Origin of the sequence: Belliella alkalica (genome assembly GCF_022549785.1) — a bacterium.
Classification (GTDB): domain Bacteria; phylum Bacteroidota; class Bacteroidia; order Cytophagales; family Cyclobacteriaceae; genus Belliella; species Belliella alkalica.
The window spans coordinates 25,474-37,231 of record NZ_JAKZGO010000030.1 but is presented as its reverse complement, the minus strand read 5'-3'; the positions used below and the strand labels follow the sequence as shown (position 1 = coordinate 37,231).

At 37.0% G+C, this 11,758-nt stretch carries 13 protein-coding genes; 7 read left to right on the top strand and 6 right to left on the bottom strand.

Annotated features, from left to right (window positions below):
- The first annotated feature begins 376 nt into the window (after positions 1 to 376).
- Together MM213_RS19990 and MM213_RS19985 are read left to right on the top strand one after the other, a co-directional pair.
- A complete protein-coding gene (locus MM213_RS19990) occupies positions 377 to 685 on the top strand; it encodes a helix-turn-helix transcriptional regulator (RefSeq protein WP_241414660.1) in 309 nt (102 codons plus the stop codon).
- 58 nt (positions 686 to 743) lie between these two features.
- A complete protein-coding gene (locus MM213_RS19985) occupies positions 744 to 2,075 on the top strand; it encodes an alkaline ceramidase (protein ID WP_241414659.1) in 1,332 nt (443 codons plus the stop codon).
- Between the two features lie 6 nt (positions 2,076 to 2,081).
- On the opposite strand, the gene MM213_RS19980 is transcribed toward MM213_RS19985, so the two are convergent.
- The 4 genes from MM213_RS19980 to MM213_RS19965 all read right to left on the bottom strand — a co-directional run bounded on the left by MM213_RS19980 (position 2,082) and on the right by MM213_RS19965 (position 5,352).
- Entirely contained in the window at positions 2,082 to 2,918 is an 837-nt protein-coding gene (locus MM213_RS19980; protein WP_241414658.1) for a UbiA prenyltransferase family protein, read from the bottom strand.
- 85 nt (positions 2,919 to 3,003) lie between these two features.
- Positions 3,004 to 3,327, bottom strand: a complete 324-nt coding sequence (locus tag MM213_RS19975; protein WP_241414657.1) for a hypothetical protein — start codon at positions 3,325 to 3,327, stop codon at positions 3,004 to 3,006.
- A 59-nt stretch (positions 3,328 to 3,386) separates the two neighbouring features.
- Positions 3,387 to 4,787 (bottom strand): class II fumarate hydratase, encoded by a 1,401-nt coding sequence (gene fumC / locus MM213_RS19970; protein WP_241414656.1) that lies wholly within the window; start codon positions 4,785 to 4,787, stop codon positions 3,387 to 3,389.
- Positions 4,788 to 4,866: 79 nt separating this feature from the next.
- Entirely contained in the window at positions 4,867 to 5,352 is a 486-nt protein-coding gene (locus MM213_RS19965) for a hypothetical protein (RefSeq protein WP_241414655.1), read from the bottom strand.
- Between the two features lie 57 nt (positions 5,353 to 5,409).
- On the opposite strand from MM213_RS19965, the gene MM213_RS19960 reads away from it, so the two are divergent.
- Positions 5,410 to 5,862, top strand: a complete 453-nt coding sequence (locus MM213_RS19960; protein WP_241414654.1) for a DUF2867 domain-containing protein — start codon at positions 5,410 to 5,412, stop codon at positions 5,860 to 5,862.
- A 36-nt stretch (positions 5,863 to 5,898) separates the two neighbouring features.
- On the opposite strand, the gene MM213_RS19955 is transcribed toward MM213_RS19960, so the two are convergent.
- Both MM213_RS19955 and hflX read right to left on the bottom strand, forming a co-directional pair.
- Positions 5,899 to 6,279 carry a RidA family protein gene (locus tag MM213_RS19955; RefSeq protein ID WP_241414653.1) on the bottom strand — a complete coding sequence of 127 codons (381 nt, stop codon included), beginning with the start codon at positions 6,277 to 6,279 and terminating at the stop codon, positions 5,899 to 5,901.
- Positions 6,280 to 6,377: 98 nt separating this feature from the next.
- Complete coding sequence (hflX, locus tag MM213_RS19950) at positions 6,378 to 7,637, bottom strand: GTPase HflX (RefSeq protein WP_241414652.1); 1,260 nt, start codon at positions 7,635 to 7,637, stop codon at positions 6,378 to 6,380.
- Positions 7,638 to 7,791: 154 nt separating this feature from the next.
- On the opposite strand from hflX, the gene rfbC reads away from it, so the two are divergent.
- From rfbC to MM213_RS19930, 4 genes are all read left to right on the top strand, one after another.
- Positions 7,792 to 8,340 (top strand): dTDP-4-dehydrorhamnose 3,5-epimerase, encoded by a 549-nt coding sequence (rfbC, locus tag MM213_RS19945; protein WP_241414651.1) that lies wholly within the window; start codon positions 7,792 to 7,794, stop codon positions 8,338 to 8,340.
- The gene (locus MM213_RS19940; RefSeq protein ID WP_241414650.1) at positions 8,341 to 9,093 is read left to right on the top strand and encodes a tyrosine-protein phosphatase; all 753 of its coding nucleotides are present in this window, start codon (positions 8,341 to 8,343) and stop codon (positions 9,091 to 9,093) included.
- Positions 9,090 to 10,049, top strand: a complete 960-nt coding sequence (locus MM213_RS19935; protein WP_241414649.1) for an SDR family NAD(P)-dependent oxidoreductase — start codon at positions 9,090 to 9,092, stop codon at positions 10,047 to 10,049. Before MM213_RS19940 ends, MM213_RS19935 begins: the two co-directional genes overlap by 4 nt.
- A 288-nt stretch (positions 10,050 to 10,337) precedes the next feature.
- Complete coding sequence (locus tag MM213_RS19930) at positions 10,338 to 11,753, top strand: tetratricopeptide repeat protein (RefSeq protein ID WP_241414648.1); 1,416 nt, start codon at positions 10,338 to 10,340, stop codon at positions 11,751 to 11,753.
- Positions 11,754 to 11,758: the final 5 nt, after the last annotated feature.

Sequence of the window (11,758 nt, the reverse complement as noted above, 5' to 3'; positions counted from 1 at the left end):
AAAATTAAACAGGGATTCTGTCAAAGGGATTGGTATGTCTTGTTGAAAAAGAAAAATGTTATAAATGATGAATATCAGAGCCAATTTATTGATTAAGTACGACCTAAAAATCAGAATCCTCGAAAACAAAGATTTTAAATACCCATAGGGATAGCCCAGCTTAGTCCAACTATGTTTTAAACGCAATCTTGATATATCTATTTATTATAGTTATTTTTTTGGGTAGATTGCGTCTAAAACACTTTACGGTAGTAGCAACCCATGGTTTATTGAAAAAAACTCAAAAAACTCCAAATAAGGAGTTAAAAAAGGCAGAAAAATTAAGAGAACTATATCTGAAGAACAAAGAAAAATAATCGTGGAAAAGGATAAAAAAATAAAAACCGTATCGCTTGAAAAAATGATTGATAAGCATCTAGGAGAGCGTGGCACGGTTAAAAGGGACGCCTTTGAAAATGAATTGAGAATAGACCTTCTTGGTCATGCTATAAAACAAGCTCGGAAGGAGCGTAATCTAACTCAAGAACAGTTGGGAGAATTAGTCGGTGTCCAAAAGGCTCAGATTTCAAAAATTGAGAATAGTACCAAAAATGCCAGATTGGAAACTATCTTGAAGGTATTTGAAGCTTTGGGTGCTAAAGTAAATTTCAATGTGGAATTAAATAACCAGACTTTGGCTTATTGAATAACTCGTTCCCCGATTTACCAAAAAATGCCAATCCAGCTCCTTGCTAAATATAAACATGATTCAAAAATCACTCTCAACAATTTTTATCGCCATATATGTGGCTCTATTGCTTGGCGTACTGTTGACGGGTACTATTGATCGATCAGATTATAAAACACAGAATTATTACCTAGAAACTATCTCCAAGCTTGAAAGTTTGGAACCTGAGATTTCTGAAGGGAGTACATGGTTAGTGGGTTGGTCTAAGATCAATGCTACTCCCAATGAACCCGCAAATTTGGTAGGTTATGCACCTCGGGGAAACTATGATTTTGTATTGGATAGTAGTTATGTGAGGACTTTGGTTGTGGGAAATGGAGTACGAAATGTTGCAATTTTGAGTTATGAGTTGCTCATTATCCATCCATACTTAGCTGATAGAATAAAGCAAAGAATTCAAAAAGAGAATTTACCAATTGATTTCACATATTTCACAGCTACACACACCCACAGTGGAATCGGAGGATATATACCTGGGTTGATGGGGAAAATTGCCTTTGGAGGTTATGATGATGAAATTGTAAAAATGCTAGAGCAAAAAACAATACAAGGACTTCAGGAAGCCCTAGCTACACAAGACTCTTCATTTATTAATTATCATATTTCAGAAACAGACACTTTGGTCTATAACCGCTTTATCAAAGGCGACCCTGTTGATCCCTTTATTCGTCAGTTGACTTTCCAAAAGAAAAACGGTGAAAGAGCAGCTTTTTTTAGTTTTAGTGCACATCCTACAGTTTTGAGTACCAAGTTTATGGGATTGTCTGGAGATTATCCACACTATCTAATGGAAAAGCTTGAGGATAAAATCTATGATTTCGCAATGTTTGCCGCAGGCACAGTAGGTAGCCAAGGCCCAGCACGATCGGGAAACCAAGTTGAGGATGTGTATAAGTACGCAGAGGCTGTTTTCCAACAAAGCATCAAAAATGTCAAATATCTCAAGCCTGTGAAGAAAAATAAAGTTGGTTTTTTTGAGCTACCTACAAAACTTCGAGAACCACAGTACAGACTTGGAGAAAATATGAGGTTGAACCCTTCACTGTTCAAATCATCTTTTGGAGAGAGCAAAGCACATTTTGATGCAGTTTTGATTGGCAATGTGCTTTTGATAAGTTCTAGCGGGGAAGTCTCAGGGACATTCATGGCAGAATGGGAAAGTTTAGCAAAAATTCGTGGACTCAACCTAATTGTTACCACCTTTAATGGGGGATATGTTGGGTACATTACTCCTGATGAATTGTATGATCAAAAGTTTCACGAGGTAAGAGAAATGAATTGGTATGGCCCATATAATGGTTCATACTTTATCGAATTAGTAAATGGACTAATTGAAAAAAATTGGTGATTTTTTCTAAAACAGAAAAACTAAAAAAGGTATTAGAAAACACACTTCCAGAATTTTCCTGATAGTTTCTCTATTTTTATTTCTCTCCAAAAAATAAATAATATGAATCAGTAGCATAACTAAAAGTATGCTGGTATAAATATGGAAGTAAGAAACCTGACCAAGAAATAAATATACTGCCAATCCAATTCCTATTGAGCCAAGACAAAGAATAAATGAACTTAATTTTTTGGGTGTTATCCAATTTACTACAGAATTGAAACCATCTTTTGCATCTAATTCTCTGTCTAGGTAAGAAAGGATCAAGAGATTGATCCAGGCAATCAAAAAGTAAAAGACTCCAAAAAGATAAAATTGTGGAGGAATTGGAGTTTGTTTTAATAAATATGGAGCAAGTGCGATACCTAATATATAAAACAAAGCAATCAAAAATTCTTTCAAGAAAGCTATTTTTCTCCCAAAGAAATAGAACAAACACAATGTCAGGGTGATAACTCCTGCCAAAATCACACCTGGTACAATAAGGAAATGCAAGGTTTGAAGGAAAATCAGCATGGCTACCACAAGGATAAATGCAAAAGTCATTGCAAAAGAAATTGGCTTTCTATACTTAAAGTGAAATTTATGTCTGGGCGAACTTGGTTGATTTTTGGTCTTTCTGACATCTACCAGATGATCAAGAGTATATATAATCCAAACTGTCAAACCCAAAACCAAGTAAATTTCAATTACAGGATTAACCCTCAACAAATGTGCAAAAAACCCCATTCCAGCCAAGGATCCAAGGACTACATCTAAAGATAGAAAATTGAAATAGTTGTAAAGTTTTTGTAGGGTTTTCACTTTTTAAAACTACTAAAAAAGAGCTAGCCTTTCTAAATACAATTTAGAAAAGCCAGCTCTTTAAACTTAACTTAATTGGGACTTCTTAAAGCAAAATGATCAAAAGAATCAAAATCACAATCAAAGCACCTGTAGAGATGTAAAGTCCATTTCCACTTTCTTTTGCTTCTTTGTTGAGCTCTTTAAGTTCTTTTCTGATTTCCTTTCTCTCAACTCTGCTCAACTCTTTGAAATCCATTTCTTTGATTTCTTTGACTCTTGCATCTATTTCTTCGAATCTTTTAAGCTCCTCAGCAGTTACTTCTTTTGCAACATTCTTTGTAGCTATTTCTTTTCCTGCAAAAGATGCCGTAGCAGTAATTCCCATTAGCATCACTGCCATGAAGAGTGTGTTGATAACTTTTTTCATTTTTGTAAAGTATGAATTTGTGGAAAAATTAAACTTTGATTTTGGCAAATAAAATATAATTACTTCAAACTACCAATCATGTCTTCAGGTTTCACCCATTCATCAAATTGTTCGTTTGTTAGCAAGCCCAAGGCAATTGCTGCTTCTCTTAAGCTAGTACCTTCTTTATGCGCTTTTTTGGCGATAGCCGCTGCATTTTCATAGCCAATGTGCGGATTAAGAGCCGTCACTAGCATCAGAGAATTTTCAAGATGCTGTTTGATAAATGGCGTATTTGGCTCTATTCCTATGGCGCAGTTGTCGTTGAAGGAGACCGCAGCATCTCCCAAGAGCCTAGCTGACTGTAGGAAATTGGCAATCATCATCGGCTTGAAGACATTCAATTCAAAATGTCCATTCGAACCACCTACAGAGATGGCTACATCATTGCCCATCACTTGTGCAGCGACCATTGTGATTGCTTCCACTTGCGTTGGGTTTACTTTTCCTGGCATGATTGAAGATCCTGGTTCGTTTTCTGGAATCAAAATCTCACCAATACCCGATCTAGGGCCTGAGGAGAGCATCCTGATGTCATTGGCAATCTTCATCAGGCTTACTGCTAGTTGTTTCAAAGCTCCATGGGATTCTACAATAGCATCATGTGCTGCCAAAGCTTCAAATTTATTCGGTGCCGTCACCAAAGGTTGACCTGAGAATTCTGCTATTTTCTTAGCTACAAGTTCTGCATAGCCTTTCGGTGTATTCAAGCCTGTACCAACAGCAGTACCGCCAAGTGCCAGTTCAGAAAGGTGAGAAAGTGTATTTTTCAATGCTCTCAATCCATGATCAAGCTGGGCAACATAACCCGAAAATTCCTGTCCAAGTGTAAGTGGTGTGGCGTCCATAAAGTGGGTTCTACCGATTTTTACCACATTCATAAATTTCTCAGACTTGGCCTTCAGCGTATCCCTTAATTTTTCTACTCCTGGAATAGTCGTTTCCATTACCATTTTGTATGCAGCGATATGCATGGCAGTAGGGAAAGTATCATTCGAAGATTGGGACTTATTCACATCATCATTCGGATGGATTTTTTTCTTTTCATCTTCTAGTGATCCACCAAGCAATACATGTGCTCTATAAGCAATGACCTCGTTTGAGTTCATATTGGATTGTGTTCCTGAGCCAGTTTGCCAGATTACCAAAGGGAACTGATCATCGTGCTGTCCGGTCAAAATTTCGTCGCATACTTTTGCAATAATATCAGCTTTATCCTGAGCCAGTACACCAAGCTCTGCATTTGTAAGTGCTGCGGATTTTTTCAATATGGCAAAAGCTCTGATAATTTCTATTGGCATGCGGTTGCGCTCTCCTCCAATTTTGAAATTATTGATCGACCTTTGGGTCTGTGCTCCCCAATACTTGTCAGCAGGAACCTCTACAGGTCCCATTGTATCTTTTTCTATCCTAATGCTCATGGTATTTTTAGATTTAAGAGTTTTACTATTTGGCTTGCTAAATTACTACCTGAAGGGCATAATCCATAAAATTAATTCATTATTCGGTTCTATTCATTTCCAGAAGTTCATGGAATATTTTTTGGGAGCTTTTGATTTTTCTATTAAAGTGCGTCCATGCAAAACTATAATTCAATAGCCCTACTGCAATACTAATCAATGCGTATAAATATTGGGAGGCAATAAACCCAAAAAAAAGAGCCAAACACAAGGTCACAATCGTCCAAAATCCCAAAAAGAATGCAGAACTTGGAAAGAGGCTATATGACAAAAATAGGATAGATCCCATTGGTGTACTTTCTATTTTTCCTTTGATCAAAGGTAGAAAACTGTCTGCTTTGTAAATCACCAAGGAAATGCTAAAAGTATTTTTTTTAATGTTTCCATTGAACAGATATCCTTTATCTTCATTTCTATCATATGCTAGAAAATTCGCATCCTTAGTTACCTTATCCAGATTACCCAGCACCTCTTCTACACTGAGGCTTGATACGAGTATTTCGCTTTGAGTCGGTAAAAATGGCATATGTTGATAACTTCTTTGATCCAAAATTAGTTTTAATATTTAGAAAAATGAAGCGTTATGCTAAAAGCCAATAAGGGAAGTTTTGCTGAAATATGGAAGTCATCAATAGCGGGTAGTGAGTCCCAAGTTTGGGAGAAAATACAAAATATTGGAGGTGAAAATGGTTGGTATTTCGGAACGTTACTGTGGAAAATAAGAGGTTGGATCGATTTGGTTTTTGGAGGTATTGGATTTAGGAAAGGCCGGCCTGAAAGAGCTCTCAAGATTGGGGATCAAGTGGATTTTTGGAGGGTGGTGAATGTGGATAACTCTCGAAAACACCTAAAAATGAAAGCCGAGATGAAATTGCCCGGCAATGTGTGGATAACTTTCGACATCAAAGGGGATCAATTTCTCCAAAAAATTGATTTTCAGCCACATGGAATCTTCGGGCGATTATATTGGATACTGATAAAGCCTCTTCATCACTACATGTTTTCTGGGATGTATAAAGCACTCAAAAAAATATAAAGGGTGAACTTTTTACAAATTCACCCTTTAAATCATCTATTTCACAGCAATGCAAGAAATTTCCACATTGACGTCTTTAGGTAACCTTGCTACCTCCACAGTTTCTCTTGCCGGAGGATTTTCTTTGAAGTATTGTCCATAAGCATCATTGATAGTGGCAAACTGACCCATATCCTTGATGAAAATGCTACATTTTACTACATTATCAAAACCAAAGCCAGCCTTTCTGAGCACAGCTTCCAAGTTTTTCATTACAGCATGTGTCTCTTCAGTGATATTTTCATTGATCAACTCGCCGGATTCAGCATCCAAAGCTATTTGACCTGAGATATAGAGAGTATTGCCCGCTTTTACCGCTTGGCTATATGGACCTATTGGTGCCGGGGCTTCATTTGTATATATGATTTCTTTTTTCATCGTCTTTACCCTAGAGGGTTATGTGTGATTTACAGATTTGATACAAATATAAGCTACAAAGCAGCGTATTTTGAACAAAATTCTACTTTGAAAAATTTCTATTCTTCAAATCCCGACATATCAATTGTCTCACTTTCCAGATAATGAGGATACATTTTCTTGTGTTCTTTCTTAACTTCTCTTACCAATGCTTCACGCATCTCTTCCACATTAGTTCCATTTTCGGCAGCCATAAATACTGGAGATATACCTGTCTTCTTTTTGTATGCCTCTGCAAGCTTTTCAAAATCAAGGAAATTACTCTCTTCGAGTTCCAGTTCAGTCATATGCATCTGTTCCTCTTCAGTAGGCATCTGATCTACTAAATCTATTTTATTGAAAACCAATAGCATCGGCTTGTCGGTTGCTCCCAACTCAGTTAGAGTTTGGTTCACAATGGTGATGTGGTCTTCAAAACCCGGATGGCTGATATCCACCACGTGGATCAAAAGATCTGCTTCACGAATCTCATCCAAAGTAGATTTAAATGACTCGATAAGGTGTGTCGGCAATTTTCTGATGAAACCGACTGTGTCTGAAAGCAAAAAAGGGATGTTTTCCAACACTACTTTTCTAACTGTAGAGTCTACTGTTGCAAACAATTTGTTTTCTGCCAAAATATCAGTCTTCGTAATCAAATTCATCAGGGTACTTTTACCCACATTGGTATATCCTACTAAAGAGACTCTTACGATGCCCTTTCTGCTCTTTCGCTGTGTCACTCCCTGCTTCTCCACATCCTTGAGCTTTTCTTTCAACAATGTGATTCTAGCCCTAATATCTCGTTTATCTGTCTCAATCTCCTTTTCACCCGATCCGCCCCTAGTGGTCGTTCCACCTCTCTGTCGCTCAAGGTGAGTCCACATTCTGGTCAATCTTGGTAGCAAATATTGAAATCTTGCGAGCTCAACTTGTGTTTTTGCTTGTGCTGTTTGTGCTCTTTTCAGAAAAATATCTAGAATTAGCAGCGAGCGGTCATAGACCTTGACTTTAAGTTCGTTTTCAAGATTACGCATTTGTGAAGGAGAAAGGTCATCATCAAAAATGACCATATCTACCTCAAAATGTTCGATATAGGTTTTGATTTCTTCCAGTTTCCCAGTCCCTACGAAGCTCTTCACATCTGGCTTTTCCAATCTTTGGGTGAATCTATATACGGTCTTCGCCCCGAGTGTCTCAGTCAAAAAGGCCAATTCATCCAAATAATCATGAACTTGCCTGTCAGACTGCCCTTGTTTTATAAGTGCAACCAAAACAGCTGTGTCTTCCTTTGGAGCTGTTTCATGGAGTTTTTGGAGTTTTTTGGCGTATTTTGTCATATATAATTTTAATGCTATCTAATATTAAGGAAAGTGGCTACTATTTAGTTCCTTAGATGAATATATTACAAAAGTACCATCCTAGGTTGATTTCCTGTTATCTTTGAAGATTAATTCATTTAAAAATTAAAAACACCTTACTTAGATAAAATCAATGAAAATTATCTCAACACCGATAAATGGCTTATTTGAAATACAACCAAACGTTTTCGAAGACAGTCGCGGTTATTTTTTTGAATCATTCAGAGCCGACGCACTTTCTTCACATGGAATCAATGTCGAGTGGGTCCAAGAAAACCAATCTTTTTCATCTGTAGAAACAGTCAGAGGTCTACATTTTCAAAAAGCACCTTATGCACAAACAAAGCTAGTAAGAGTTACTCAGGGAAGAGTTTTGGATGTCGCTGTAGATTTGAGGAAAGACTCTGCCACTTATGGCCAATCTTACAGTGTAGTCTTAGATGCAAAAAAACATAACATGCTATTCATACCTGAAGGGTTTGCACATGGTTTTTCTGTCTTGGAAACTGCTACATTTGTATATAAATGCTCCAATTATTACAACAAAGAAAATGAAGGGGGAATTTTATGGAATGATCCTGAATTAGCAATAGATTGGCAAGTGCAAAATCCAATCCTTTCCGAAAAAGACACTTTGTGGCCGACATTAAAGGAATTCACAAAAATTACAGGAGGTTTATAAATGGGAATCGTTGATTTTTTCAGAAAAAGCAAAGCAAGTACCTATAACCAAAAGTTGGATTTGGCGTGGATGCATACCGATATGCATTCTCATCTTATCCCTGGTATCGACGACGGATCCAAAACAATGGTACAATCTATTGATTTGATAAAGCGTTTGAAAGGGTATGGTTTGAAAAAAATCATAACTACTCCCCATATTATGTGGGAGTTTTACAAAAACACTCCCGAAATAATCCTAAATGGATTAGATGAACTTAGAAAAGAATTAGCAGCAAATGAGATTGAAATAGAAATCAATGCAGCTGCTGAATACTACATAGACGAATTTTTCTTTGAAAAGGTGAAGAATGGGGATCAACTACTTCCAATTTCAGAAAATCTTGTCTTAGTAGAGACTGGCTTTATCAACAAACCAGCAATTCTACTAGATACCTTTTTCGAACTGGAGCTTCACCATTACAAACCAATTCTAGCACATCCAGAAAGGTATTTCTATCTCATGAATGACAAGAAACTCAAACATGACCTGCTCGATAGGGAGGTCTACTTTCAAATAAACTTACTATCACTTACGGGGTTTTATTCCAAGGAAGTCAAAGTTTTTGTCGAAGAATTAATCGATGAGCAACGAGTCAAATTAGTGGGAACAGATTGCCACAATAATCGTTATCTAGATGCATTGGAGACACTGCCCAAAAGTAAGTATTATCAAAAATTGCAGCATTTGGATCTTTTGAATAGTAGTTTATGAAAATATTGATCACCGGAGCAACAGGATTAATCGGAAGTTATATAGCAAAGCGTTTTACAAGCTTAGGGGAGATTTACGCCTTGAGAAGAAAAAGTGCAAATAAGACTCTTTTGGATGACAATAATGTCACTTGGCTGGAAGGTGATGTCACTGACTACCAATCTTTGGAATCTGCTTTTGAAGGGATGGATATGGTCATTCATGTTGCAGGATTGGTTTCTTATGAAAAAAAAGATTCTAAGGATCTGATGAAGGTCAACCTCGAAGGCACTACCAATGTCGTCAACGTAATGCTTCAAATGAAGATCAAAAAACTGATTCATATCAGCTCTGTAGCTGCTTTGGGCAGAACACCTGATATCAAACTAATTGATGAAAATCACAAATGGGCAACTTCTGACTTGAACACTCCATATGCCATCTCAAAGTATCTTGGTGAATTGGAGGTTTGGCGGGCTGCACAAGAAGGCTTGGATGTGATTGTAGTTTATCCTTCGGTTGCATTAGGGAAAATCAGCGACGGGCGAAGCAGCACAGCTATCTATAATTATGTTTTGGAAGAAAAACCGTACTATCCTTCTGGAATAATCAACTACATCGATGTTCGGGATTTAGCAGATATTGTCGCACTTTTATATGAAAAACAAGTTTGGGGAAGTCGTTACATTTTGAATGCTGATGCCATTCCTTACAAAGAATTTTTTGAAGAAATTGCCCTAGCTTTTGATAAAAAAGCTCCCAACAAGTCAATAAACCCTTCTTCACTCAGGGTTTTTCTGACGTTATCTTGGATAGCATATTCTGTGGGGCTAAGTAAAATACCCCTTAACCCAATCACAGCAAAACTAGCTCAGTTGCCACACAAAATGTCAAACTCAAAAATCAAGAAAGAGCTGGGTTTTGAATTTAGACCCTTGTCCCAAACCCTAAAATGGGCCAAGATGAACGAAATCTGACATTGCTCCGTTGAATTCAAATCTGACATAGTGAGATTACTTTAAAATGAAGTAAAAAAATGATATGAGTATCCGCAATGTTGCACATTAAGTAAATAGAGACTTTAAATGACGCTGATACTCGTCAACAGAAATACAAAATGCTTACCCAACAACATATTGTTTGGTGAGGTGCAAGTAAGCGGGTAGTCACTAAAAATAATTTCTCATTAGGGTAAAAATAATTTTAAATTGATTTTGAGACACTAATTTAATTGGTAACTTAAGTTAGAATTAATAAGAAAGCCGATGACCGGAGACTTTGAAAACGAATGGAACAACGATAAAGAGTTGGTGGAAAGGTTTGAAAACTCACTCAAAGCCAATCTAGACCTTTATTTTGAAGAAGAAGAGCTAGAGGATATCATCCGCTTCTATTTTGAAAACCAAAAATTTCTCAAAGCATTGCGTGCTTCAAGCCATGCACTTGAAAAATTTCCATTCAGTATAGAGATCAAGTTACTCAAAGCCCAATGTCTGATATTCAATGATGAATTGGAAGAGGGACTTGAATTATTGGAAAACATCAACAACATATCTCCAAACAACGAGGAGATTATACTTGCTCTTACTAACGCAATGATGATTGGCGGCAATGTCAAAGAAGCGATAGCAATGCTAGAGGATTTTTTACCATTGGCTGACGACAAGGCAGAGGTGTATTATTCACTTGGCACTTTTTATAGGGCTACAGAGAACAAAGAGAAAGCAGTATATTATTACAAAGAATGTGTAAAAGTCAAAATAAATCATGAAGACGCCCTATTCCAATTGGCGATGATTACCGAGGAGGAAGGGTCTTTCAATGAAATTTTAGAGTTTTACCAGGAGTTCATCGATCAAGATCCATATTCCGCTGGAGCATGGTATAATTTGGGAGTGGTATACAACCGACTAGCAAGGTTTGATGAAGCAATCAAAGCATACGAGTATGCACTGATCATAGATGATGCATTTGCTTCTGCATATTTCAACTTGGGAAATGCATATATGAACACAGAGCAATTTGAATTGGCTCTAGAAGCATATCAAAACACTATCAATTGTGAAGGCACCAATTCAGAAAACTGCTGCTACATGGGTGCTGCCTATGAAAAATTGGGCCAAATTGATCAAGCTTTCAAATATTTCAAAAAATCAGCAAAGCTTGATCCAGAATATGAAGATGCATGGTTTGGTTTGGGTATGTGTATGTTGAAGAAAGAAAAGTTTTTTGAAGCAATACACTACTTCAAAAAAGCAATCAAGCTTTCTGATGACAATGCAAATTACTATGTAGGCTTGGCAGATGCCGAATACCAATTGGGAAATCTCCATGCAAGCTCTGAAGCTTATGAAGAAGCGATCAACCTGGAGCCGGGCATTATGGAAACATACATCAACCTCTCAATTATTTATTTTGACCAAAACAGATTTGAGGAAGCTGAGGATGTTGTAAAAGAAGGTATCGAGGAGCTACCTGAAAACGCCGAACTGTATTATAGATTAGTTGTGTACTTGATCAAAGCAGGTAAATACAAAGAAGCCTTTACTTATTTAGAAAATGCATTAACTTTGGACTTCGAAAAGCATATATTATTATATGATTTGATGCCTGAGGTAAAGCACCAAAAGGCAATTTTCAAGATAATCTCGCAATTTAAGGATGGTTCAAAACCTTCTTAAAAAAA